This is a genomic window from Neorhizobium lilium, from assembly GCF_004053875.1.
Lineage (GTDB): Bacteria > Pseudomonadota > Alphaproteobacteria > Rhizobiales > Rhizobiaceae > Neorhizobium > Neorhizobium lilii.
This window is the reverse complement of the sequence record NZ_SBIP01000007.1, coordinates 105,502-130,426: the sequence shown is the minus strand read 5'-3', so window position 1 is coordinate 130,426 and position 24,925 is coordinate 105,502. Positions and strand designations below refer to the sequence as shown.

The 24,925-nt window shown below is 56.2% G+C and carries 26 protein-coding genes; 9 read left to right on the top strand and 17 right to left on the bottom strand.

The genetic code is table 11. The features are described from left to right. Nucleotides 1-11: 11 nt before the first annotated feature. Genes trpA through EPK99_RS24300 form a run of 4 tightly spaced genes read right to left on the bottom strand, consistent with a single transcriptional unit; the run spans nt 12 to nt 3,129 of the window. Nucleotides 12-851, bottom strand: a complete 840-nt coding sequence (trpA, locus tag EPK99_RS24315; RefSeq protein ID WP_128445682.1) for a tryptophan synthase subunit alpha — start codon at nt 849-851, stop codon at nt 12-14. Between the two features lies 1 nt (nt 852). Beyond that, a complete protein-coding gene (gene trpB, locus EPK99_RS24310) occupies nt 853-2,073 on the bottom strand; it encodes a tryptophan synthase subunit beta (RefSeq protein WP_128445681.1) in 1,221 nt (406 codons plus the stop codon). 12 nt (nt 2,074-2,085) lie between these two features. Further along, entirely contained in the window at nt 2,086-2,742 is a 657-nt protein-coding gene (locus tag EPK99_RS24305) for a phosphoribosylanthranilate isomerase (protein WP_128445680.1), read from the bottom strand. A gap of 57 nt (nt 2,743-2,799) precedes the next feature. Next, entirely contained in the window at nt 2,800-3,129 is a 330-nt protein-coding gene (locus tag EPK99_RS24300; RefSeq protein ID WP_128445679.1) for a hypothetical protein, read from the bottom strand. Nucleotides 3,130-3,268: 139 nt separating this feature from the next. On the opposite strand from EPK99_RS24300, the gene EPK99_RS26120 reads away from it, so the two are divergent. Beyond that, nucleotides 3,269-4,126: a cell wall hydrolase gene (locus EPK99_RS26120; protein WP_425374242.1), complete on the top strand. Its 858-nt coding sequence runs from the start codon at nt 3,269-3,271 to the stop codon at nt 4,124-4,126. A 56-nt stretch (nt 4,127-4,182) separates the two neighbouring features. On the opposite strand, the gene EPK99_RS24290 is transcribed toward EPK99_RS26120, so the two are convergent. From EPK99_RS24290 to EPK99_RS24255, 8 genes are all read right to left on the bottom strand, one after another. Then, entirely contained in the window at nt 4,183-4,944 is a 762-nt protein-coding gene (locus tag EPK99_RS24290; protein ID WP_128445677.1) for a M48 family metallopeptidase, read from the bottom strand. Nucleotides 4,945-5,020: 76 nt separating this feature from the next. Then, nucleotides 5,021-5,443 (bottom strand): DUF2852 domain-containing protein, encoded by a 423-nt coding sequence (locus EPK99_RS24285; RefSeq protein ID WP_128445676.1) that lies wholly within the window; start codon nt 5,441-5,443, stop codon nt 5,021-5,023. Nucleotides 5,444-5,582: 139 nt separating this feature from the next. After that, the gene (locus EPK99_RS24280; protein ID WP_128445675.1) at nt 5,583-6,848 is read right to left on the bottom strand and encodes a polyhydroxyalkanoate depolymerase; all 1,266 of its coding nucleotides are present in this window, start codon (nt 6,846-6,848) and stop codon (nt 5,583-5,585) included. Nucleotides 6,849-7,162: 314 nt separating this feature from the next. After that, the gene (gyrB, locus tag EPK99_RS24275) at nt 7,163-9,598 is read right to left on the bottom strand and encodes a DNA topoisomerase (ATP-hydrolyzing) subunit B (protein WP_128445674.1); all 2,436 of its coding nucleotides are present in this window, start codon (nt 9,596-9,598) and stop codon (nt 7,163-7,165) included. A gap of 136 nt (nt 9,599-9,734) precedes the next feature. Then, on the bottom strand, nt 9,735-10,100 hold the full coding sequence (locus EPK99_RS24270; protein WP_128445673.1) for a helix-turn-helix domain-containing protein: 366 nt from the start codon (nt 10,098-10,100) through the stop codon (nt 9,735-9,737). Next, nucleotides 10,097-10,666 carry a Smr/MutS family protein gene (locus EPK99_RS24265; protein WP_128445672.1) on the bottom strand — a complete coding sequence of 190 codons (570 nt, stop codon included), beginning with the start codon at nt 10,664-10,666 and terminating at the stop codon, nt 10,097-10,099. Before EPK99_RS24265 ends, EPK99_RS24270 begins: the two co-directional genes overlap by 4 nt. Continuing rightward, entirely contained in the window at nt 10,663-11,781 is a 1,119-nt protein-coding gene (gene mltA / locus EPK99_RS24260) for a murein transglycosylase A (RefSeq protein WP_128445671.1), read from the bottom strand. The genes EPK99_RS24265 and mltA overlap by 4 nt, the downstream gene beginning before the upstream one ends. Further along, nucleotides 11,778-12,476, bottom strand: a complete 699-nt coding sequence (locus tag EPK99_RS24255) for a Tim44/TimA family putative adaptor protein (RefSeq protein ID WP_128445670.1) — start codon at nt 12,474-12,476, stop codon at nt 11,778-11,780. Before EPK99_RS24255 ends, mltA begins: the two co-directional genes overlap by 4 nt. A 117-nt stretch (nt 12,477-12,593) precedes the next feature. Here EPK99_RS24255 and EPK99_RS24250 point away from each other — a divergent pair, with 117 nt between their 5' ends. Together EPK99_RS24250 and secB are read left to right on the top strand one after the other, a co-directional pair. After that, the gene (locus tag EPK99_RS24250) at nt 12,594-13,082 is read left to right on the top strand and encodes an FxsA family protein (protein WP_128445669.1); all 489 of its coding nucleotides are present in this window, start codon (nt 12,594-12,596) and stop codon (nt 13,080-13,082) included. A gap of 105 nt (nt 13,083-13,187) precedes the next feature. Further along, nucleotides 13,188-13,664: a protein-export chaperone SecB gene (gene secB, locus EPK99_RS24245; RefSeq protein WP_128445668.1), complete on the top strand. Its 477-nt coding sequence runs from the start codon at nt 13,188-13,190 to the stop codon at nt 13,662-13,664. A gap of 55 nt (nt 13,665-13,719) precedes the next feature. On the opposite strand, the gene dnaQ is transcribed toward secB, so the two are convergent. From dnaQ to EPK99_RS24220, 5 genes are all read right to left on the bottom strand, one after another. Next, complete coding sequence (dnaQ, locus tag EPK99_RS24240; RefSeq protein WP_128445667.1) at nt 13,720-14,427, bottom strand: DNA polymerase III subunit epsilon; 708 nt, start codon at nt 14,425-14,427, stop codon at nt 13,720-13,722. Next, nucleotides 14,420-15,025 carry a dephospho-CoA kinase gene (gene coaE / locus EPK99_RS24235; RefSeq protein ID WP_128445666.1) on the bottom strand — a complete coding sequence of 202 codons (606 nt, stop codon included), beginning with the start codon at nt 15,023-15,025 and terminating at the stop codon, nt 14,420-14,422. Before coaE ends, dnaQ begins: the two co-directional genes overlap by 8 nt. Beyond that, nucleotides 15,022-15,879, bottom strand: a complete 858-nt coding sequence (locus tag EPK99_RS24230) for a shikimate dehydrogenase (protein ID WP_128445722.1) — start codon at nt 15,877-15,879, stop codon at nt 15,022-15,024. The genes coaE and EPK99_RS24230 overlap by 4 nt, the downstream gene beginning before the upstream one ends. Further along, the gene (locus EPK99_RS24225; protein WP_128445665.1) at nt 15,872-16,465 is read right to left on the bottom strand and encodes a Maf-like protein; all 594 of its coding nucleotides are present in this window, start codon (nt 16,463-16,465) and stop codon (nt 15,872-15,874) included. Before EPK99_RS24225 ends, EPK99_RS24230 begins: the two co-directional genes overlap by 8 nt. A gap of 294 nt (nt 16,466-16,759) precedes the next feature. Then, complete coding sequence (locus tag EPK99_RS24220) at nt 16,760-17,581, bottom strand: pyruvate, water dikinase regulatory protein (RefSeq protein WP_128445664.1); 822 nt, start codon at nt 17,579-17,581, stop codon at nt 16,760-16,762. 401 nt (nt 17,582-17,982) lie between these two features. Here EPK99_RS24220 and hemE point away from each other — a divergent pair, with 401 nt between their 5' ends. The 6 genes from hemE (at nt 17,983) to rsmG (ending at nt 24,918) form a co-directional block, all read left to right on the top strand. Beyond that, nucleotides 17,983-19,017, top strand: coding sequence for a uroporphyrinogen decarboxylase (gene hemE / locus EPK99_RS24215; protein ID WP_128445663.1), 1,035 nt, complete (start codon nt 17,983-17,985; stop codon nt 19,015-19,017). Continuing rightward, nucleotides 19,014-19,559, top strand: a complete 546-nt coding sequence (gene hemJ / locus EPK99_RS24210; RefSeq protein ID WP_128445662.1) for a protoporphyrinogen oxidase HemJ — start codon at nt 19,014-19,016, stop codon at nt 19,557-19,559. The genes hemE and hemJ overlap by 4 nt, the downstream gene beginning before the upstream one ends. A gap of 176 nt (nt 19,560-19,735) precedes the next feature. Further along, nucleotides 19,736-21,001: a transcription termination factor Rho gene (gene rho, locus EPK99_RS24205; protein WP_128445661.1), complete on the top strand. Its 1,266-nt coding sequence runs from the start codon at nt 19,736-19,738 to the stop codon at nt 20,999-21,001. Between the two features lie 77 nt (nt 21,002-21,078). Next, nucleotides 21,079-22,383: a tRNA uridine-5-carboxymethylaminomethyl(34) synthesis GTPase MnmE gene (gene mnmE, locus EPK99_RS24200; protein WP_128445660.1), complete on the top strand. Its 1,305-nt coding sequence runs from the start codon at nt 21,079-21,081 to the stop codon at nt 22,381-22,383. A 40-nt stretch (nt 22,384-22,423) separates the two neighbouring features. Further along, on the top strand, nt 22,424-24,295 hold the full coding sequence (mnmG, locus tag EPK99_RS24195; protein ID WP_128445659.1) for a tRNA uridine-5-carboxymethylaminomethyl(34) synthesis enzyme MnmG: 1,872 nt from the start codon (nt 22,424-22,426) through the stop codon (nt 24,293-24,295). After that, on the top strand, nt 24,295-24,918 hold the full coding sequence (rsmG, locus tag EPK99_RS24190) for a 16S rRNA (guanine(527)-N(7))-methyltransferase RsmG (protein WP_128445658.1): 624 nt from the start codon (nt 24,295-24,297) through the stop codon (nt 24,916-24,918). Before mnmG ends, rsmG begins: the two co-directional genes overlap by 1 nt. Nucleotides 24,919-24,925 lie beyond the last annotated feature (7 nt).

The window sequence follows — 24,925 nt, the reverse complement described above, 5'->3', positions numbered from 1 at the left end:
AATGTGGGAAACTATTCAGCCGCAACAAGACGTGCGCCGTGTACGCCGGTCGCAAGGCCTTTTACGAAGGTTGCAACGGCTGACACCGTATCCGGACCGGCGGCGCCTTCCTCGGTGAGACTGCTGGCGATCTCGCTTACGATGGCTGAGCCAACGACGACGCCATCGGCAGCCGCGCCGATGGCCCTGGCATGATCGGCCGTCTTGACGCCGAAGCCGACGCAGATCGGCAGGTCCGTATGGCTCTTGATGCGGGCAACCGCGCCGGCCACAAGCGAAGGATCCGGCAAGGCAGAACCTGTAATGCCGTTCATCGACACGTAGTAAACGAAGCCGGATGTATTCTTGAGAACGGTGACGAGGCGCTTTTCGTCGGTTGTCGGCGTCGCAAGGCGGATGAAATTGATACCCTTGGCAAGGGCCGGAATGCAGAGTTCGTCATCCATTTCCGGCGGGAGGTCCACGACGATCAAGCCATCGATGCCAAACGCGAGCGCATCGTCAAGGAACCGGTCCACGCCGTAGATATAGATCGGATTGTAGTAGCCCATCATGACGATGGGCGTCTCCTGGTCCTCTTCGCGGAAACGCTTCGCGAGATCCAGGGTTTTCGCCAAGGTCTGCCCACCCTTCAGCGCCCGCTGTCCAGCCAGCTGGATTGCAGGACCATCAGCCATCGGGTCAGAAAAAGGCATACCCAGTTCGATGATGTCGGCGCCCGCTGAGGGCAATGCCTTCATGATGCTGAGCGAGGTCTCGAAATCCGGGTCGCCGCCCATGAAATAAGTGATGAATGCCGGGCGCCCCTCCTGCTTGAGGGCCACGAATTTCTGATCCATGCGCGCAGTCATGTCACATCTCCATTCCGAGAATCTTGCCGACGGTGAAGATGTCCTTGTCGCCGCGTCCGGAGAGATTCATCAGAATAATCTCTTCCTTGCCCATCTGGGGGGCGCGCTTGATGACTTCCGCGATTGCATGGCTCGGCTCCAGCGCCGGAATAATGCCTTCGAGGCGCGTCAGCAACTGGAATGCGTCCAACGCTTCCTGATCCATGATCGGCACATATTCCACGCGGCCGATGTCGTGCAGCCAGCTATGCTCCGGCCCAATGCCCGGATAATCGAGACCGGCTGAAATGGAGTGCCCTTCGAGGATCTGACCGTCAGGGTTTTGCAGCAGGTAGGTTCGATTGCCATGCAGCACGCCCGGCGTACCCGCTGTAATGGAGGCGCAATGCTCTTCGCCTTGCAGTCCGCGGCCTCCTGCCTCTACCCCAACAATTTTAACGCTTTCGTCATCAAGGAAGGGATGAAAGATGCCAATGGCATTGGAGCCACCGCCCACAGCCGCAATGACGAGATCGGGAAGCCGCCCCTCAGCCTCCAGAAGCTGAGCACGCGCCTCGATACCGATGACGGACTGGAAGTCGCGGACCATTTCCGGGTAGGGATGCGGACCTGCGGCGGTGCCGATTAGATAATATGTCGAATCGACATTGGTGACCCAGTCACGCAAGGCCTCGTTCATAGCGTCCTTGAGCGTGCCATTGCCGGAGGTGACAGGTATAACCTCGGCGCCCAGGAGCTTCATGCGGAATACGTTGGGCGCCTGACGCTCCACATCGGTCGCGCCCATATAGATGACGCAGGGAAAGCCGAAACGCGCCGCGACAGTGGCAGATGCCACGCCATGCTGGCCAGCGCCCGTTTCCGCGATGATCCGCGTCTTGCCCATTCGCTTGGCGAGAAGGATTTGCCCGATGCAGTTGTTGATCTTGTGCGAGCCGGTATGATTAAGCTCTTCACGCTTGAAGTAGATCTTCGCGCCGCCCAGATGGTTCGTCAGGCGTTCCGCGAAATAAAGGGGGCTCGGTCGGCCTATATAATGCGTACCAAGATCGGAGAGTTCCTTCTGGAATTCCGGATCCGTCTTCGCCTTCTCCCACTCGCCTTGCAGATCGAGGATCAGCGGCATCAAGGTTTCCGCAACGAAGCGACCACCGAAAATGCCGAAACGACCGTCCTCGTCGGGGCCGGAGCGGAAAGAATTGAGCTTGGGCGTCTGGTTCAACTGTCTACTCCCTCATGCGCCATGGCGGTTCGCTTGAGCGACCGCATCGAAGAACGCATCGATCATTTCAAGATCCTTGACGCCCGGGGCGCTCTCCACGCCGGACGAGATATCGATTCCCCGCGCCCGCGTCGACGCAAGGGCCATACCCACATTATTCTTGTTCAGGCCTCCGGAAAGCATGTAATCCAAGCCTTCGTCAATCCCAGCCATCAGGCTCCAGTCAAAGGAAACGCCGTTACCGCCAGGTAGTTCGGAGCTTGCAGGCGCCTTTGCATCGAAAAGAAAGCTATCTGCTACCCCGATATAAGGATCGATGCGCTCGATATCGGAAGCATCCTTTACGGAAAAGACCTTCATCACCGGCAATCCATAGATAGCCTTGACGTGTAGAATGCGTTCCGGGCTTTCGTGTCCGTGCATCTGAAGGATATCGGGCCTCAAGATATGCACGATATCGTCAAGTTCTTCGTCGTCGGCATCGACCGTCACAGCGACGATCTTAGCCTTGCCCCTTGCACGATCCGCCAGCTCACCCGCGAGGTCTGGGGCAATGTTACGGGGACTTTTCGGAAAGAAGATGAAGCCGATATGAGTCGCTCCTCGCGCCACCGCGCGATCGACTGCCTCGGCGGTCCTCAGGCCGCAGATCTTGATGTCCGGTCTCATGCCCGCGGAAGTGCCACGAAAACGGCTTTGAGTCGAGCCCTGTACGATAAGAGAGCCTCAGCCATCACGACCTTCAGCTATTTCAGGTTGGAACCGCACCTGCATACCAGAGCCTTGGGCGCTGTGACATCGGAGGCGGCGTTCATTCACCGGCTCCCGCATCCGCGCTTTCTTGACTATGGCTTCACCCGGATTGATAACTTCTGCGCTGGCTAAAAGAGCCGCAAAAAACAAGTCTCGGCACGGTCTCTGCATTCGATTTCGTTGGATTTGCACCGCCTTTTTTCCGGCGTTTGATTTCGCATCCATTTTAAGGTAGATCATTCCCAGTTGATCGCGAATCTGAAATTTTTTGGCGGAGATTTCCATGCGGACGGGCGGCGTCAAGGCGGTTTTTCATGCCACTCTCTTTCTTCTTGCGGGCACGACCTTATCTGCCTGCACAACTGCGCAGAAAAGTGCATCGTTGGATCCTAAGTCTTCGGCAACGAAGACCGCAAAGGTTCAGGCCGGACCTGCCAAGCAGGTGTATACCTATACAGCCAAGGATCGCGATTGCCTGAAGCGGGCTATGTATTTCGAATCGCAGCGCAGCGATGCAAGCGGCTTTATGGCAGTCGGCAGCGTGATCATGAACCGTCTTACGTCCGGCATGTATGCTCAAACTATCTGTGGCGTGGTTACTCAAAAGAACCAGTTTGCACCGGGCCTCATGGCGCGCAAAGTGGATGAATCGACGGCGCCCGATCTCGACAAGGCTGCCGAAGCCGTGTTGAAGGGCGCCCGCCATCCGGATGTGAAGGAAGCGATGTTCTTCCACCGCAAGGGTCTACGCTTCGGCTACGACAACATGCACTATGTTGCCGTCGCGGGCGGCAACGAGTTCTACGAGAAGCGAGGCCAGGACGGCCAATTGCAGACGGCCGAGCCTAAGCCGGTCGATCAATATGTTCTGGCTTATGCCGCGGACGGGATGCAACAGCAGGCTATCGATTCGGTCATGATGGGTTCGGCCGCTCCACAACAATCTCTGACGGCGGCTCCGGTTATTGCAGCGAACCTGCCGGCCGCAAGCGGGCCGATCCTGTCCAATCCTCCACCTTCCACTTCGACAATCGCTCCTGTCATCACCGCGGCGGTATCCCGGGCGGGCATGCCGTCAGACTTCGTCACGGCCTACGCCGTTCCGCAGAATTCGCAGTTGCCGGAAGCGCGGCCCTACCAGGCGAGCTTGACGGCGACCGTGCCTATTCCTCTGGCGCGGCCAGGTGAACCGACTATCTCCACCCAGAAGCGTCCGGGTGCCGGCATTGCGATGGCCAGCCAGCCGAACCGATCAGGCATGAGCTACCAGGATTGGAACATGCGTACAGGCAACTGGTAGTCGTTTTAGGCGGCAACTCGCATGCGTTATCCGGTGCCGGCTCCAAAAATGAATTTTCAGTCGAAGTCTATGGCGTGTAACTGGGACCCATTCTGCTTCAGCCATTTGCGGGCGTCTTCCATCTGAGGGCAGAGTTGCTTGCACAGAGCCCAGAACTTCGGCCCGTGATTCATCTCCTGAAGATGGGCAACCTCATGCGCTGCCAGGTAATCGATGACCGAAGGTGGCGCCATCACAATACGCCACGAAAAACTCAGGCGGCCGTCCCAGGAGCATGAACCCCAGCGGCTGCGGGTGTCTTTCAGAGATATAGAGATTACAGGCTTGCGGATGATCCCCGCATGACGCGCTACCAAGAGTTCCAGATCCTTGCGCGCTTCCTTTTTAAGGAAGGCCACCAGGCGCCGTCCCATATGATCTTCCAACCCACTAATCCGCAGTAAAGGTTCGTGATTTACTTCAGCCGCTTCGGTAATCCCACGAAGGCTTCCGGTATGTTCTATCCGATGGCTGACACCTCGAATTGGGATCGCACCGCCGTCACGCACCGGATTTTCTTCCGTGAATTTGGAGAGCCGGTTAGCAAGCCAGCCCTGATGCCTGTCAAGAAACCCCTCGATCTCTCCCTTTCGCAGGCCAAGAGGCACGGTCAGGTTCAGCGCCCGTCCACCCGGCTCAATGCGCAAGGTGATCCGCGTGGCCCGGCTGTTTTCCTTGATGGTCAAAGGAAGGGCTCGCTCGCCGACCCAGTGTGCGCGCTTGATCGTTTCTGGCGATCTTGGCTTCATACGAAGAGGTTTTTTCAGAAGCGCGAACATGCAGCAGTTTTACGTGATTCGGAGACATAAGAAAGCCGGCGCCTGAGGAGCGCCGGCTAAAGATTTGCCCGAAGCCTTAAAGATCTACTACACCGTTACCTGAGGTGCGGTTGCTGTTCCGCTCCCGCATGAAGCGATCGAATTCGTCCTGATCCTTGGCACGACGCAGCTCGCGGACGTAAGAATCGAATTCTTCACGCATCTGGTCGAGCTTGCGGCGCTCTTCGTCAAGACGATCGAGTTCCGTCCTGCGCCAATCGTCGAAGGCAACGTTGCCGGTTGCGAAGTGAGTTTCATAGCGAGTCTTCGCGCGTCGGAAGCCCGAAAAGATTCCGTCGGCGCGCAGATTGGCGTCACGCTTGAAGCCTCGCAGCTTTTCCCCGAACAGGATAAAGGCGAGCATGGCTAGGCCCAAAGGCCAGAAGACCACAAAACCGAGCACCATGAGGGCTATGGTGGCCGGCGTCCATTCAGGACGAATCAATGCTGACTGGTTCATAGGTCACACCCTGGTTTAAGCGAGTGGCCGTCTGCCACCCGTGAATCCGATTTGGTGAGACCGTGATGCGTCTTCAAGACGAGCGCCACGCGAATTAAAGAAGATGCTGAAATAACTGAAATAAATCCGCAATCGCAGCTTACGCTTTGCGCTTCTTAGACGCTGGGCGCTTGACGTCCTTTGCCTGGCTGCGAACGAATTCCACGATACGTGGAGCAATTTCCTGGCGGAACCTGGAACCGTTAAACACGCCGTAATGTCCGACATCCGGCTGGACATAGTGCAACCGCATCTCTTCAGGGATATTGAGACAGATCGTTTGCGCCGCCTTGGTCTGGCCAAGCCCTGAAATATCGTCGTTTTCTCCTTCGATGGTCAGAAGCGCAACATTATTGATAGCGTTTGTATCGACGTGAACCGAACGGTGCATCATCTCGCCCTTGGGGAGCGAATGCCTCATGAACACGACATCGACCGTCTGCAAATAGAATTCCTCGGTCAAATCCATGACGGCCAGATACTCGTCGTAAAATTCGCGATGCTTCTCTGCAGACTCGCCGTCGTTCTTTACCAAGTGCTCAAAGAAATCCTGATGCGCGGTCACGTGGCGATCAAGATTCATCGACATGAATCCAGAAAGCTGAAGGAAACCCGGATATACCCGGCGCATGAAGCCGGGCTGCGGCCAAGGAACTGTCATGATGACGTTTTCCTGGAACCACTCGAGCGGGTGCTCCTTTGCAAGCTGATTGACGGCGGTCGGGTTGATGCGAGTGTCGATCGGCCCACCCATCAGCACCATCGATGCCGGCAGAGCCGGGTCCCTGCGAACCTCCATCACTGCGATCGCTGCCAGAACAGGCACAGAAGGCTGGCAGACGCCGATCACATGAGCGCCGGGCCCAACAATGGCGAGCATGTCGATGACGTAGTCGATGTAATCGTTCAGATCGAAATGGCCCTGATCCACCGGAACCATGCGGGCGTCGATCCAGTCCGCGATGTAGACGTCCGCGTGAGGGAGAAGCGCTTCGACCGTGCCCCGCAGCAGCGTTGCGTAATGACCGGACATGGGCGCGACAATCAGGATCTTTTGGTCCGGCGCCCGATCTTCCGGCAGATCTCTGGCGAAATGCAGGAGATTGCAGAAGGGCTTTGCCCAAACTACTTCTTCCGTCACCAGAACGGGCTTCCCGTCCACCTCGGTCTGTGGCAGGTCAAACGAGGGCTTACCGTAGCGGCGCGTCATACGCTCGAACACTTCGAGGCTCGCCGCCATTGTGCGCCCAAGCTCGGTATCAGCAAATGGATTAAGGGGATTTGCAAAGAAGAGGCGAGCAGCATCTGCCGCGGCCCGCACAGGCATCATGGCAGCGTGGTTCATCTCGTAGAGTTGGTAGAACATGGCCTTACCTCTTCTTGTCCGACAAAGGCGCCGACATAAAAAGCGAGAAGCATAACCACCGCCCTTCACTGCAACAGGGCGATAATATCATGCTTTACCTCCTCCCATGAGGCTTACCTGCTAAATTAGGCAACTTTGGCGAATAGCAATAGTAGCTGTTTAAAGGCGGTTCATTCCCCATCCAAGCTCGGATTTGCTTGGAGGCTTCGCGTCTGGGGAGACGGCTGACTGAGCTCGCTTTCACGCGCCTTGGCAGCACAGCTTAAGAAACTGTTTCACGTGAATCATTCTCCACAGACGATTCACGTGAAACCTCAGATATCCAGGTTTGCAACGCTTAGGGCATTGTCCTGAATAAACTCGCGTCGGGGTTCGACTTCATCGCCCATCAATCGGGAGAACAATCCGTCGGCGTCCGTGGCATCAGGCACTTTTACCTGCAGGAGCGAGCGGACGTTGGGATCGAGCGTCGTTTCCCAGAGCTGTTCAGCGTTCATTTCTCCCAAGCCCTTATAACGCTGCATGGAAAGACCTTTACGGCCGGCAGCGAAAATAGCGTCAAGAAGGGCGCGTGGGCCAGCAATCTCCTGTTCCCCGTCCTTGCGGGCGAGGACGGGAGGGGTCCCGTAGATATCGTGCAAGCGTGTCGTCATCTGATCGATATGGCGAGCATCGGCGGAGCCAATCAAGGCGACGTCGAGAAAGGCTGCTTCCTTGACACCGCGCACCATGCGTTCAAATCGGATTCCGCCTTCCGGCGTGACATGGCCGGACCATCCCCGTTCCGTTTCTTCTGCGATCCGATCCAGGCGCCGTGCTACTTCATCGGCCGTCTGCTGTGCACGTTCAGGATTATCGGTCAGGTCCGGGTTCAGAGCGCCGGCGATAGCCGCCTGTTCGACAATCGATCGGCTGTAGCGCGAATGCAGACCTTCGACGAGCGAACGGAGGCGTAGCGCGTCCTGAATGACTTCGCGCAGATCCTGTCCCACCCGCACCTCACCGGAACCGAGTGTCAGCTTTGCCTCTTCCAGACCCATGTTAATCAGGTATTCCTCGAAGGCCTTCTCGTCCTTCAAATACTGAACCGACTTGCCGCGCGTGACCTTATAGAGCGGCGGCTGGGCGATATAGATGTGGCCGCGCTCGATCAATTCAGGCATCTGGCGGAAGAAGAAGGTCAGAAGCAGCGTGCGAATATGGGCGCCATCGACGTCTGCGTCCGTCATGATGATGATCTTGTGGTAGCGCAGCTTATCGGCGTTGAACTCGTCCTTGCCGATCGAGGTGCCGAGTGCCGTGATCAGCGTGCCGATCTCCTGGCTGCCCAGCATCTTGTCGAAGCGGGCACGCTCGACGTTTAAGATCTTGCCGCGCAATGGCAGGATCGCCTGGGTTTCCCGCGAACGGCCCTGCTTGGCGGAGCCGCCGGCGGAATCACCCTCGACGAGGAATACTTCGGACTTGGCCGGATCGCGCTCGGAGCAGTCGGCAAGCTTGCCTGGCAGTGAAGCGATATCAAGCACGCCCTTGCGACGGGTCAGTTCACGCGCTTTGCGAGCGGCTTCGCGGGCTACGGCCGCTTCCACCACCTTGCCGACGAGGATCTTTGCCTCGGTTGGATGTTCTTCAAACCAGGTGCTCAATGCCTCGTTGACGAGGCTTTCGACGACCGGCCGCACCTCCGACGAAACCAGCTTGTCCTTCGTCTGCGAAGAGAACTTCGGATCAGGTACCTTCACCGACAAGACAGCCGTCAGGCCTTCGCGGCAGTCTTCGCCCTGCAGCGTCACCTTTTCCCTTTTCGTGATGCCGGAGCTATCCGCATAGGAGGTGACCTGGCGTGTCAGGGCGCCGCGGAAGCCAGCCATATGCGTACCGCCGTCGCGCTGCGGAATGTTGTTGGTGAAGCACAGGACATTCTCGTGATAGCTGTCGTTCCACCACATGGCGACTTCGACGGTAATGCCATCCTTTTCGCCACGAATGGCGACCGGCTTGTCAACCAGAGGCTTCTTGGAACGGTCGAGATATCGGACGAAGGCTTCCAGGCCACCGTCATAGAGCATTTCCTCTTCCCTGACATCGGGCTTACGCTTGTCCGTTAGCCGGATTCGAACGCCGGAGTTCAGGAAGGCGAGTTCGCGCAGGCGATGTTCAAGCGTGTTGTAGTCATACTCGGTCATGGTGAAGGTGTCAGTGCTGGCGAGGAAAGTCACTTCCGTACCAGACCGCCCTTCGTAGTCTCCCACCACCTTGAGAGGAGCGTCGGCAACACCGTGCGTAAATGAGATTTCATGGATCTTGCCGCTGCGCCGCACCCGCAGCTTGAGCCAAACCGAGAGCGCGTTCACGACCGAGACGCCCACGCCGTGCAAACCGCCAGACACCTTATAGGAGTTCTGGTCGAACTTACCGCCGGCGTGCAACTGGGTCATGATGACTTCGGCTGCCGATACGCCTTCGCCTGTGTGAATATCGGTAGGGATGCCTCGGCCGTTGTCCGTGACGCTTACGGAGCCATCCGCGTTGAGCGTCACCGTAACAAGGTCAGCATGTCCGGCCAGAGCTTCGTCGATCGCGTTATCGACGACTTCGTAGACCATATGATGCAGGCCGGAGCCATCATCCGTGTCACCGATATACATGCCAGGGCGCTTACGGACGGCGTCGAGGCCCTTCAGGACCTTGATCGAATCCGCACCATATTCAGCACTTGCGTCGTTTCCGCTGACAGGTGTATCGGTCATCAAATATCTTCCAGTTCTTCAGGGCAGCGGTGAGCGAATCACCGGCTGTATGGACCTCGGAATATAGGCAAACCAAGGCTTTTTCTAAAGGTTGAGCCTTCTAGAAGGCTGAGAAAGCCGTGGAAATGCGAAAGGTTCAGCGCTTTTGGCTGGCCTTTTCCAAAGCTTCGCTCATCTCGTCTATCACGTCGGTCGGCAGAGTGCGAATCTGCTCCGCGAGACGATTGGCAAAGGCCGTATAAGCAGCGGGAAGCCCGGCCGTGTCCAGCGTCACCTTGGGATGCGAAGCTTCCGCAAGACGGAAGAGTTCCTCTGCCTCGTCCCAGATGATGTTGAAATAGCCGATAATTCGCTGCAGAAGTTCAAAGCTGGGCTTTCCCCGCTGTCCATGCTCCAGCGCCGACAGATAGGCTGGTGTGACGCCGATCGCGTCAGCTAAGGCCTTCTGCGTGATCCCGCGCTTGCCGCGTAAATCTCTCAATGCGTTGCCGAAGGGGGTCATGCCCGATCTCCGCGGCTCCTTGATAGACGTACGTAAAGGGCTCCCTCTCCGCCATGATGACGGGCCGCCCATTCGTAGGAGGAAATCAGGAAACGGTATTCGATTTTGGAGAACCAGAGCGGCACCGCTCGGCGCAGAGCACCTTCGCTGCCCATGGAACTCCCCTTACCCGTGATCACCAGCACGTGCCGCATCCCCCGGTCATGGGCGCGCTGCAGAAAGTTCAGCAGCAGATCATGCGCTTCGTCCTGATACATTCCATGCAGGTCTAGCCGTGCTTCGATGGCTAGACGACCCTTGGCAAGCTTCCGCTTGGTCGGTTTTTCAAGAGGGTGATGAAATCCGGCAGGCTGTTTACCCTTTAGGGGGGCGGGTTCCGCAAGTTGGGACATGGAGATTTTGGGGGCAACCGCTACCTGCCTTGCATCCTCCGCAGCCTGCTGCTTGGCCTCTTCCTCCTCAAACTCGAGGATATCCTTCATGCGCCCGGGAAGAGCGCGAGCGGATTTAGCCACCTTACCCCACAGGATCCGTTCCTCGGGATCGAGTTTGCGCCCGCCGCTCATCCGCCATACCTGGCAGCGGCCGCCTTGGGGATAAGGATAAAGAAGTCGGCATCGTTGCGAACCGTGCCGGCAAGCTCCCCTGCCTCAAAACCCGAGCCCGTAAAGATGTCACCACGTGCAGGCCCGACGATCGCCGTTCCTGTATCGAGCGCAAGCATCAGACGCGCGAACGGCTTTCCGCTATCGAGATGCGTCAGCGTTTCCGAGTGGATGAAAAACGGATAACCAAACGTGTGTATCTGCCGATCCACCGCCAACGACCGGCCGGGAATGAGAGGCACTTTTGCGGCAGCCACCGGCCCAATTGCTGGATTGGAGACTTCGGCCTCACGGAAGAAAATATAGGACCGATTGTGCCAGAGGATCTCATCGACCTGATCTGGATGGTCTGCCAGCCACTGCCGTATCGTCTGCATCGAAATCGCCGATGGCGCGATCTCACTCCGATCTACCAAGAGCTTTCCGATGGGAGAGAAAGGATGGCCCGCCTTGGCAGCATAGGTCACTCGCCTCACCGAGCCATCCGAGTATTTCAGGCGCGCAGCACCCTGGACATGGGCGAAGAAGACATCGACCTTGGACCTGGCCCAGGCGATCTCTAATCCACGACCCTCAAGGTAGCCCCGGTCGATTTCGCCTCGATCCGCGTAGGCTGCAACGCCTCCAGCAGTCTGACGCCCGAACATGTAGGAGGCATCCAGATCGGCTGGCCGGTTCGCGTCTCTGAGATCGATCAGGTCATCGGGACGGCGGTAGAATGGATAGCGCCACTCTCCTCCCGGATCAGCGGAGACTTCAACTTCCGGCTCGTAAAATGCCGTGACGAATCCGTTCCGACTGTCGGCGCGCCGAATCTCGAAAGGCACAGTGTGGTTTTCGAAAAAACCTCGCGCATCTTTAGCAGAACCCCAATATTTGGGAGCCGCACTTAAAAGCGGGACCAGATCGTCTACCGTCAGACCAAGTGTCCCCGTTCTGTATGGCTTAACATCCTGGACATAGGAGAGGCAGGCCGCCATAGCCGACAACAGAGGACGCGGATCGTCGATCCTCCAGCCAGGGAGCTGGCTGAAGTCCCTGTACTGCAGGCTATAATCCGGCGAAAGATCAGTCATTGCTCGGATTCGGTTGCAATCAGTTTCCAGTTCGGGTCGCGAGAATGAATGTCGCGCGAGAAAGTCCAGATGTCCGTGACCTCGGCAACAGCTTCCTGGTCACCGTCAATCAGCGCACCGGCTTTGTCGAAGGTGGCTGAGATCAGCTGGCTGACGATCCTGACCGTCACCTGCGCTTCGCTGTCCTTCATGACGATCTGTGTAAGGTCAGCTTTGTCGATGCCGACGAAGGTCGATTTTACCACCTCCCCGCGCTTTTCCCGCTCGGCGATGGCGGCCTCGAAGCCGTCATAAACTTCTTTGGACAGAAGATTTTTGAGCGTCTTACGATCACCATCGGCAAAGGCCATGACGATCATCTCGTACGCCATTCGAACGCCGTTAAGGAATTCGCGCGGCCGGAATGTCGGATCGGACTTCACAAGGCCGCGAAGCGCTCCGTTCAGTGGCGTAGCGGGTTTAGCGAAGCTGTCGATATCCGCGAGGCGTTGGTCGTCATCGGCTCCGTCACGCCTTGGAAGCGTTACCACCTTGCTCTCGTCTGGACTCGGAACCTTCGCAGTATCTCGTGTACTGAGGGTATCCGCGGGCGGTTTTTCGTTTCCGGTACGGCGACCCAAAACACTCCTGAGCTGAAAGAAGATCAGGACTGCGGCGACAAGAAAAAACAGTGTTATGAAGTCGTTCGAACCCATCTTACCCGCAATTGTCCTTTAACTGTGTCTGATCATGCTCATATAGTCTTCTCTACGCCATCTTCAAATAGCGGGGTCTGGACGATCCGGCGACAGACAAACCGCCAGGACCATAGCATGCGCCTTCTGCTTTTTCCCATCCTTCTCTTGGCCTGGCCGCTCGCAGAGATCGCCGGCTTCGTTCTCGTGGGGCGCGCAGTCGGCTTGTGGGGAACGCTTGGCCTCGTGGTCGGGACCGCGATCCTCGGGGGCCTCCTGCTCAGGATGCAAGGCACGCACCTGCTGCGGCAGCTTTCCGCAATGGGCCGTCAAGGCCAGATGCCCGGGCGAACTCTGGTTGATGGGGCGATGATCGTCATCGCCGGCATTCTCCTTCTTCTGCCAGGCTTCCTGACCGATATTGTTGGCCTGTTGCTGTTCGTTCCCTTTGTCCGCGACGCAATCTGGTCTCTTGCAAGGAAGCGGGTCGTCGTCGTGAGGACAGGACAGGACGATGTCGTGCGCACGGCGGGACGAGAGCCAAGGGCGACGCAGCCTACATCGTCCCCGGCACCCGTGATCGACCTTGGCGATGAGGATTATCGCCGGGATCCTCCTTCGCCCTAGAAACCGCGCGACAGCAACGACACCTGAACCCATCTGACGGCCAGGGTTGTAAGGCTGGAGGCGAAATGTTAGAGGCCTCCATCCTTTTAGCCTCGAGGACTACCCATGGCAGATGACACAAATCAGGCCGCAACGCCTTCACTCAGCATTCTCGCGCAGTACACGAAGGACCTTTCCTTCGAGAACCCGGGTGCGCCTCGTTCGCTTCAGGCCCGCGACAAGGCTCCCGGCATTAATATCAGCGTGAATGTCAACGCCAATCCATTGTCGGAAACCGACTTCGATGTGGTTCTTTCGTTAAGCGCTGAAGCCACAGACGAAGGCAAGGTCGTGTTTGCGGCTGAGTTGGTCTATGGCGGCGTATTCCGCATCACTGATTTCCCGCAGGAACATATGCTGCCCCTGCTCTTCATCGAATGCCCGCGACTGCTTTTCCCCTTCGCGCGCCAGATCGTCGCGGACGTCACCCGCAATGGCGGCTTCCCGCCGCTGATGATCGACCCGATCGATTTTGCCCAGATGTTCTCGCAGCGCATGGCGGAAGAGCAGGCGAAGTCGAAAGTTCAAGTCCTCAATAGCTAATCAAGCTCACCATCAGCGGCAGCCGGGAAAACTCGGCAGCCGCATTGTCCATTCCTCACGAAGCCGATCCGTATTTCAGCCAGATCGCCTTGTCCTTTAGCGCAGCGACCATTGAAGCATGTGCTTCCAGATCGGCTGCGCTCAAACGGCTAGGAAGTGGATGCGGCCGGCCAACCGGACCTGACAACACCACGTCTTCCACTTCGATGACCGTCGTGCCTTGTTCTGACGCAACCAAGCCAAAGGCAGCCTGTCGGCCACCCGTCATCTCAATGTAAACCTCAGCCAGAAGTTCGGAGTCGAGAAGCGCGCCATGCTTGGTGCGGTGAGCATTGTCGATGCCATAACGTCGGCAGAGCGCATCCAGGGAGTTCGGCCCCATAGGATGCTTTCGGCGCGCCATGGATAGCGTATCGATAACCTGATCGGTAGGGACCGGAGGAATTCCGAGCCTTCCAAACTCCGCGTTGATGAAGCCCATGTCGAAGGTGGCATTATGGGCAATCCACTTTGCGCCGTCGAAAAACTCTATGATCTCATGAACCACATCGCCGAAGCTTGGCTTATCCTTCAAGAAGTCGTCGGTGATGCCATGAACGGCGAGCGCGTCTGGATGCACCTTGCGATCACCGGGGTTGATGTAGAGGTGGAGTGTGCGGCCTGTCGGGAAATTGTTGATCAGTTCGATGCCGCCGATTTCGATAATACGGTCAAAGCGGCTTTCGAGCCCTGTGGTTTCCGTATCGAAAATAATCTCACGCATGTTTTTCGGTCATCCTTCCGGCTTTCAGGGCAGCGATGATCTGCTTCACCCTTTGCCTTGCCGCGTTCATCCCTGCTCCAGTGTGGATCAGGAAATCGGCCCTTTTCCGCTTTTCCGCGTCCGGCATTTGGCGCGACAGAATCATGTCCAGTTTTTCGGCGGTCATGCCCGGACGCGCAAGCACCCTCTCACGCTGAATCTGTGGATCACAGGTGACCACGACGACAGTATCGACCCGATCTTCCGCCTTGACCTCGAACAGGAGAGGAATATCCAGCAAGGCCAAATCTGCCCCGGCCTGTCTCTGTCGCGCGAGAAACTCCTTCTCCCTCTGCCGAACAAGAGGATGAATGATGGATTCCAGAAGCCGCAGCTTTTCCGGCGCGGCTGTGAGTTCACGCGACAATTGCTGTCGATCGACAATCCCGGACCTTATGGATCCGGGAAAAGCATCGCGCAAGGCGGCCACGTCTTCGTTACGATAAATGTCATGCACCACGGCATCGGCATCGTTGACCGCCACGCCTTCCTCCGCAAACATCTTCGCGGTTGTCGATTTGCCCATTCCGATGGAGCCTGTGAGCCCAATGACGATCATGCGTGTTGGTCCATTTCCTCGATGACGAGGCTTCGAAGTTCCTCATCGACCGAGGGCCTGATGCCAAACCATTTCTCAAATCCTGGAACTGCCTGATGCAGAAGCATGCCGAGCCCATCAACGGTCTGGCGCCCCTGCCTCTCGGCCTGGATCAGAAAGGGGGTCTTCAGCGGCACATAAACGATGTCCGTAATAAGGGCGCGCTCTGCGAGTGTAGAAAAGTCGAGCTCAAGGGTTTCACCCCCATTCATGCCAAGCGAGGTGGTGTTGACGAAAAGACCGGCCTCCTTCATCACCTCTCCAAGCGCACCCAATGCGTGCGCATGAACCTTCGGCCCGAAGCGATCTGCCAGATCTTCGGCCCGCCCTCTTGTTCGATTGACGACATGGATTTCGGCTACTCCCTGGTCACGAACCGCCTGGATAACCGCGCGGCTAGCGCCGCCTGCTCCGAGAATGACTGCTCGGTTGATCTTTGCCCAACCTGGATGTCGTTCATCCAGGTTTGCGGCAAAGCCAAATGAGTCGGTGTTCGTCGCATGAAGCAGCCCGTCTGCCATCCAGAGCGTATTGGCGGCACCCAGCTCTTTCGCGATCTCGTCCGGACGATCCGCCAGCTGGAATGCTGTTTCTTTGTGCGGAATGGTGACATTGCCGCCGCGATAGCGTCCTCCGCTTTTCAAAGCCGAAATAAAGGCGGGGAACTCTTCTACCGCAACGGACTCAGCCGTATATGAGCCGGATAAGGCATATCGTTTCAGCCAGTGATTGTGGATCAGTGGGGAACGGGAATGCTTTACAGGCCAGCCGGTCACGAAGGCATCGCACCGCTTTGTTTCACGTGAATCAGGCATCGATCGCTCCCAGTTCACGCAATTTCTCCAGAAGCGGCAGCATGGGGAGCCCAAGAATGGTGAAATAGTCACCTTCTATTCGGGAGAAGAGCTGTATCCCCTCTCCTTCCAATTGATAGGCGCCGACACTGCCAAAGACCTTTTCTCCCACACGAGCCAGATAGCGATCAACGAACTCAGCATTCAGTCGCCGCACCGTCAGGTCCGCATGAGAGATGTGCCTCCAGATAATCCCACCATCGACAGCAAAGACAATGGCGCTATTCAACCGGTGCGTCGCATCGGAAAGCGCGAGCAGGTTTTCCCTGGCCTCCTCCAGAGAGCGCGGCTTATGAAAAACGCGGTCACTGAGCGACATGGTCTGGTCGGAACCAATAACGAGAGCACCAGGCTTGCCTGCGCTCACATCCACGGCTTTGGCTTGCGCAAGCGCAAGCGCCACCTCATCAGGCATTGCACCATCGAGGGATTGTTCAATCTTCCGTTCGTCGACCCCTGCCGGGAAGCTCTCGAAGACCAGGCCCGCATTTTCCATCAGCATGCGGCGGAATGGACTGGAAGAGGCAAGAACAAGCGGTTGTTTCACGATCATCTCCTAGGACCAATCGACATTCAGGTTCGGGCGTGGCGCGAGCGGATTTTGCTTCTGAACAGGAGGGAAGGCTGCAGTGGAGCCTTCCCTCCACAAGGCGTTTCCGACGTTTTCAGAGGCGAAATCCGCCGAGTCCCGCAGGGATATGGTGAAAATCGCCCATTTCTGCGTCGCGAACCCCCGATGGATATAGGATCCACCATCGGGCTCGCTCCTCGAACTGAACGATTTTCCCTCATGCCACGCTCCAAATCCTGAATGTCGATTGGTCCTAGGACTCCTCGCCGACTATCGCAGCTTCGGGCGAAGAGCAACAATGGCTGCGGCAGTCTCTTCGATCGATCGCCGGGTGACGTCGATGATTGGCCAATTGTGCCGGGAGCAGAGCGTGCGGGCATATTTCAGTTCTTCATTGATTGCTGCCCGGTCCGTATAGTGATTGCGATCGTATCCTCCAGTCGCGCCGAGCTCCCGATGTTCTCGCACCTGGCTGATCCGGTCCGTCGTCGCCACCAATCCCACGATCAAAGGCCGTGTCGTGCGGTAGAGGCTTTCCGGGAGATCATGTCCCGGAACAATGGGGATGTTCGCAGTCTTGATGCCCCTGTTGGCGAGGTAGATACTGGTCGGCGTCTTGGAGGTCCGGCTTATACCGATCAGCACGATGTCCGCCTCGTCATAATCCTCGGGCATTTGTCCATCGTCATGATCCATAGCGAAATTGAGTGCTTCTATTCGCCTGAAATAATCGGCGTTGAGCGCGTGTTGCGCCCCAACCCTCCCTCGTGACGGCGCGCCCAGATAAGCCTGAAACGTCGCAAGAACGGGCTTCAAGACGTTTACACAGGGAACCCCCATGGTTCGGCAGCGTTCATCGATCAGCGCCGCCAGTTCTTCGTCTACGATCGTGTAAAGCACAATGCCTGGTTCATAATCAATGGATTCCAGCACCGCCAAAATCTGCTTACGGTGGCGAATCAATGGGTAGACATGCTCGATTGCACTGGATGACTTGAACTGGGCTGCAGCAGCCCGTCCCGCTGCAATCAACGTCTCGCCCGTGGAGTCAGAAATCAGGTGCAGATGAAAGAAGTTTTTTTTGTTCTCCACGCTGTTTTTAACCCTTTGTTGACAAGTAGGGATAGACCATGGCCGTTCGCCACGAGCTTTGCCGGCGTCGGGATAAGGTCGCTTTTGTCCACAAATCCCGCAACGGTGCGATCTGCCAGACGCCGTTTGTGCACTCTGGGGAAAAGTGCAGCAAGCCGATTTCTTTTCCACAGCCTATCCACAAGCTAAGTCTCTTTCACGAGTACCGTAACCACTTGATTTGAATAAGCATTAGTCGCATCTCCACAGAAGGCGCTTGGTAAGCTTGCCATTTATCCACTCCAAGCCTCCTGAACAGCTTATGGTCACGCTCTGTGTGGACTGCGTTTAATCCTTGCTACTCACAGACTCTAAGAAATAGAAATCTCTAAGATTCATTTCTTTATTATTGGAGACGACCATTGACCGGGTCTAACCGGAAAATCCTGGAGGTGCTGAACGGGAAGACTGTTGCTCCTCCACCAATTTGGCTTATGAGACAGGCAGGTCGTTATCTCCCGGAATATCGCAAGGTTCGTGCCGAGGCAGGAAGTTTCCTCGATCTCTGTTACACCCCAGACTTTGCCGTAGAAGTGACGCTTCAACCGATCCGTCGATACGGATTCGATGCGGCTATTCTTTTTTCGGATATTCTCGTCATTCCCGATGCTTTGAAGAGGAATGTGCGGTTCGTACAGGGCGAAGGCCCGCGGATGGATCCGATCGACCCGGCGGGGATACTTGGACTTCAAACGGAAGGTGCGCTCGATCATCTTGCACCGGTGATCGAAACTGTCCGGCGATTGAGAGCGGAATTGCCGAGTGAGACCACGCTGCTTGGTTTTTGTGGTGCGCCCTGGACAGTGGCGACCTACATGATTGCCGGGCATGGAACCCCGGACCAGGCTCCGGCCAGGCTTTTCGCCTACAGGCACTCTGAAGCCTTCCAGAGGCTGCTCGATGTGCTGGCCGAAATGTCTGCTGAGTATCTTATACGGCAGATCGATGCCGGAGCTGACGCCGTGCAGATTTTTGATTCCTGGGCTGGTGTGTTGGGCGAGGAAGAGTTCGAATCCTATGCTGCAAAGCCTGTGGCCCGCATGATCGAGATCGTTCGGGCTCAACGGCCTCAGGCTCGCATCATCGCCTTTGCAAAGGGAGCGGGCCTTCAACTCAAGACCTATCGCCAAAAGACGAAGGCGGATGCCATCGGTCTTGACTGGTCCGTGCCGCTTCACGTTGCCGCGGACCTGCAGAAGGAGGGACCGATTCAGGGAAATTTGGATCCGATGCGGGTGGTTGCCGGTGGCAGATCGCTCGATAACGGGATAGACGCCATTCTCGATCGGCTGGGCAATGGCCCATTGATCTTTAATCTCGGGCATGGGATCACACCGGAAGCCGATCCGGATCACGTCACCCGACTGGTTGAGCGAGTCCGTGGGAAGACCCAATGAAAGTACCCGAGCGGGCATCAGAACAAGGCGGGGGAGCGAAGGCTGCAGTACGAGCCGGAATAGCGTTGGCTGTTTTCGTCGGGATCGTCATGACGGTCTATTGGCTCCAGCCGGATAATTTCCTGCTCTACGTCAAGGCCTTCCACGTGATTGCCGTCATCGCGTGGATGGCCGGCCTGCTCTACCTGCCGAGGCTTTTCATCTACCATTCCGAGGCGGAGCCAGGCTCGGAACAGTCGGAGACCTTCAAGCTCATGGAGCGGCGCCTTCTCAAGATCATCATGAACCCTGCCATGATGATCACCTGGGTGCTCGGGCTCTATCTTGCCTGGCGGGCATTCCAGTTCGAAGGAGGATGGCTGCATGCGAAAATTACGCTTGTTGTTCTGCTGACGGTCGTGCATATGGGCTTCAGCCGAGCGGTCAAATCCTTTGCAGCAGACGGTCCACGGAAATCTGCGCGCTACTGGCGCATGATGAATGAGTTGCCGACTGTTCTGATGATTCTGATCGTTATATTGGTCGTGGTGAAGCCTTTCTGATTTTTCTTCGTCCACTTGACGATGCCCCCTTGCGGGGTTGCACGTGAACGGCTATTTTTCGCGCCATCTCATCTCGTGGCATGCGTGTAGTTTCTCATCGTTCCGGATCATCTTCCGCGGTAGCGAATTCACCGACACGCCTCTTTCTCCCCAAATTCCAGTGTGGTCCTCCCTTCATGGCTGAAATGAAGCTTCAAGAACTTAAGAGCAAGTCGCCGACCGACCTGCTGACCTTTGCCGAATCGCTCGAGGTCGAGAACGCCAGCACCATGCGCAAGCAGGAGCTGATGTTCGCGATCCTCAAGGTTCTGGCCAGCCAGGATGTCGAAATCATCGGCGAAGGCGTTGTGGAGGTGCTGCAGGACGGGTTCGGGTTCTTGCGTTCGGCCAATGCCAACTATCTTCCCGGCCCGGACGATATCTATATTTCACCGTCGCAGATCCGCCGATTCTCGCTGAAGACGGGCGACACCGTCGAGGGTCCGATCCGTGGCCCTAAGGAAGGAGAGCGCTACTTCGCACTTCTCAAGGTGAACACGATCAATTTTGACGATCCCGAAAAGATCCGTCACAAGGTGCATTTCGACAACCTGACACCGCTCTATCCGAACGAGCGGTTCAAGATGGAGCTGGATATCCCCACCTCCAAAGATCTGTCGGCTCGTGTGATCGATCTCGTCGCGCCGCTTGGCAAGGGCCAGCGTGGTCTGATTGTTGCTCCGCCACGTACGGGTAAAACGGTTCTGCTTCAGAACATCGCCCATTCCATTACAGCCAATCATCCGGAATGCTATCTGATCGTTCTTCTGATCGATGAGCGTCCAGAAGAAGTCACGGATATGCAGCGTTCCGTGAAGGGAGAGGTTGTCTCTTCGACCTTCGATGAACCGGCTGTCCGGCACGTTCAAGTGGCCGAGATGGTAATTGAGAAAGCCAAGCGTCTTGTCGAGCACGGCCGCGACGTTGTCATCCTGCTCGATTCGATCACGCGCCTCGGTCGCGCCTATAACACCGTCGTCCCCTCGTCAGGCAAGGTCCTGACGGGCGGTGTGGACGCCAATGCGCTCCAGAGACCCAAGCGCTTCTTTGGTGCTGCGCGTAACATCGAGGAAGGCGGCTCGCTGACGATCATTGCAACTGCATTGATCGATACTGGCAGCCGTATGGACGAGGTGATTTTCGAAGAGTTCAAGGGCACGGGCAACTCCGAAATCGTGTTGGATCGCAAGGTTGCCGACAAGCGCATCTTCCCGTCCATGGATATTCTCAAGTCCGGTACTCGTAAGGAAGATCTGCTCGTTCCGCGGCAGGATCTGCAGAAGATCTTCGTTCTTCGTCGTATCCTCGCGCCTATGGGCACGACCGACGCTATAGAATTCCTGATTGATAAACTGAAGCAGACGAAGAACAACGGCGATTTCTTCGACTCGATGAATACCTAGTCATTAGCCGGATTCATGATTTGGAAAGCGCCTGGGAGACTGGGCGCTTTCTCGTTTGTGCTATATGGACTCTAGCTATGGCTGCTGAAACTGACACGATTTTTGCCCTGTCCAGCGGCACCCTTCCCGCCGGCATTGCCGTTATACGATTAAGCGGCCCCAAGGCGTTTGAGGCAGCTGAACTTCTGGCCGGTCAAATTTTTTCGGGAGCCAAAGCGTCACTGAGGACGCTTCGGAGAAGCGACGGCTCGGTTCTGGATAAGGGACTTGTATTAGGCTTTCGCGCCCCAAAATCGTTTACGGGTGAGGATTGCGTCGAATTCCATCTTCACGGTAGCAAGGCGGTCGTTTCGGCGGTCTTTAATGAGCTTGCCACCTTAACCAGCCTTCGGTTGGCGGAAGCCGGTGAATTCTCGCGACGCGCGTTCGATAATGGCAAAATCGATCTCGTGGAAGTCGAGGGTCTTGCCGACTTGATTGCTGCAGAGACCGAGATGCAGCGGCGTCTGGCGGTGGAACATAGCTTTGGAGGTCAATCTGCGCTTTACATGGCATGGGCAGAACGTCTGACCCGAGCACGGGCGCTCATCGAAGCAGAGCTGGATTTTTCAGATGAAGAGGACGTGCCTGGCTCGGTTTCCGATCGGGTGTGGATGGATGTCGGCGCAGTTTATGCCGAGCTTCTACAGCACATTCAGGGAGCACAGGGAGGCGAGATTATTCGTGATGGATTCAAGGTCGTCATCTCCGGTCCTCCCAACGCGGGAAAATCAAGCTTGTTGAACGCACTGGCAAAACGGGATGTGGCCATTGTCACTGAGCTTGCCGGCACCACTCGCGACGTTATTCATGTCGATCTGGATCTCGATGGTTATCTTGTCCGGTTCTTTGACACGGCTGGGATCCGGGAAAGCGACGACTTGGTGGAGCAGGAAGGGATAAGGCGGGCGAAGCGTGCCGCGTTTGAAGCCGACCTTGTTCTTCTTCTGGAGGAAATAGATTCGGACCCGAAATATACGCCCGAGCAGCCTCAAGGGACGATGCTTTTCATTGGAACCAAGCTCGACCGGCACACGGTTTCGAATAGATATGATGTCTGCTTGTCGATTAAGACGGGAGAGGGACTGGATGCTCTTCGGACCGCTATCTTAAAACAGGTAACTTCGACTTGGAGTGGTTCGCTCGTACCAAATCGGGCCAGACAGTTGCAGTATCTGAAAGAGGCTTCCAATTTTGTTGCTGAGGCGCTAGATGGCGGGCAACTGGATCTGCGGGCGGAAAGCTTGCGCATTGCTGCCACTTCCCTCGGACGTATTACGGGCCGAGTGGATGTAGAGCAGCTACTGGATATCATCTTCTCGCAGTTCTGCATTGGAAAATGATTCACGTGAAACAGTTGAATGCCCAATGTGAGGGAGTGCAATGACATTTGATGTGATCGTAATCGGCGGAGGACATGCGGGGTGCGAAGCCGCGAGTGCCGCTGCGCGGATGGGCGCCAAGACCGCTCTTGTTACGCACAAGATCGACACGATCGGTGTCATGTCCTGCAACCCGGCCATAGGCGGCTTGGGCAAGGGGCACTTGGTTCGCGAAGTTGATGCACTTGATGGCTTGATGGGTCGTGCGGCTGACTTGGCGGGTATTCAATTTCGGCTTTTAAACAGAAAGAAGGGTCCTGCCGTTAGAGGACCACGGACCCAGGCAGATCGCAAGCTCTATAAGGCGGCAATGCAGCGCTTCATCCTGGAGCACGAGAATCTAACCGTTATCGAAGGCGAAGCGCACGATCTGGAGATTATTGAACGACGCATTGCTGCCGCCGTGATGAGAGATGGACGTCGATTCGGAGCCGGAACGGCCGTGTTGACGACTGGAACGTTTCTCCGCGGCGTTATTCATATCGGCAGCGAAAAGATTCCTGCCGGCCGCATAGGTGAACAGCCCTCTCTGGGTTTGTCAGAAACCTTAAAGCGCTTTAACCTTCAACTGGGACGGCTCAAGACCGGAACGCCAGCTCGCCTGGACGGACGCACCATCAATTGGTCGGCTGTAGCGCTTCAGGAAGCGGATGAGAATCCAGTGCCCTTCTCGTTTATGACGGACAGGATTTCAACGCCCCAGATTGCCTGCGGCGTCACTCGAACGACGAGTGCCACCCACAAAGTGATTGCGGATAACATTCATCTGTCTGCCATGTATTCTGGTCAAATCGAAGGTGTAGGACCGCGATATTGTCCGTCTATTGAAGATAAGATTGTTCGTTTCGGCGAACGCGATGGTCACCAGGTATTTCTTGAGCCCGAAGGACTGGATGACCCGACCGTCTATCCCAATGGGATATCGACTTCGCTTCCTGCAGCTGTTCAGGCAGCGTTTATTCGTACAATCCCAGGTTTGGAAGACGTCAAGATTCTCGAACCAGGCTATGCTATCGAGTATGACTATGTCGATCCGCGCGAAATGCGTGGCTCCCTGGAAGTAAAGAAGATCAACGGTCTCTTCCTCGCCGGCCAGATTAATGGAACGACAGGTTATGAAGAGGCTGCAGCTCAAGGTCTGGTTGCTGGAATGAATGCCGCACGGTTCGCCTCTGGCAGCGCTCCTAGGATCTTTAGCAGAGCTGAATCATACATCGGCGTGATGATCGACGATTTGACGTCCAAAGGCGTTTCCGAGCCATATCGCATGTTCACTTCTCGCGCAGAGTATCGCCTCTCCTTAAGAGCGGACAATGCTGACCTTCGGCTCACCCCCTTTGGGGAGGAATTCGGGCTAATTGGCCGAGATCGCCATTCTCGGTTTCGACAGTATAAGGAGGATATCGATGCCGGACGCAGTTTGCTCAAAAACTTGACCATCACACCAAATCAAGCGGCTCAAGAGGGCCTAAAGCTCAATCAGGATGGACAGCGCCGAAGTGCCTATGAGCTGTTGGCATATCCAGAACAGTCGATCTCAAACCTATCTCGTCTATGGCCTGATCTGTTAAATCTTCCTGCAAAAGTTACTGAAGCTCTGGAGATTGAAGCTACATATTCGGTTTACATGGAGCGTCAACAGGCAGACGTTCTTTCGACTCAACGCGATGAAGCTGTCATGATTCCGATAGATTTCGAATTCGGCGCCCTGCCGGGCCTTTCAAATGAACTAAAAGTTAAGCTGACTAAAAGTCGACCGGCTAATTTGGCGCAAGCTGGCCGCGTTGATGGAATGACGCCGGCAGCATTGGCCTTGATTCTCGCATTGGTTCGGAAAGAGAACCTTTCGAATCGCGCGCGGCGAGTCTCCTGATGCTTGTGAACGGGAAAAGTGTTTCACGTGAAACGCAGCAGCGCCTTGAGCACTTTGCAGGCTTGTTTCAAAAGTGGGCCGCATCTATCAACTTGGTGGCTTCATCGACCCGGGATGAGTTATGGCAGCGACATATAGCCGATAGTGCGCAGATTTTTCAGTTAAACCCGCGGCCCTTTCGGTGGCTGGACATCGGCTCGGGTGGAGGATTTCCCGGCGTGGTGACGGCAATATTCCTGGCTGAGCTTCAGGATGGGTGGGTCCATCTCGTGGAAAGCAACCTGAAGAAAGCTGCATTTCTTCGCGTGGTGTTGAGCGAAACGGGGGCTCGAGGTTCTGTTCATCCAATACGCATCGAGAAAGCGGTTGAAGCTTTACCTGATTGTGATTGCATATCTGCGCGGGCTTTAGCCGATCTTGATCTATTAATGGATTATATATTTCCTTGGATGGATGGAAGACAAACGCGTGCATTCCTTCATAAAGGTCGGGATTATGTGAAGGAGCTCGAGAAAGCGCATGGTCGGTGGGACTTCGATCTGATAAAGCATCGGAGTGTCGTTGAGCCGGACTCGGTGATCCTCGAGATCAGCCAGCTGAGACACCGTCGCGATCAGAATTAGGTGTGGT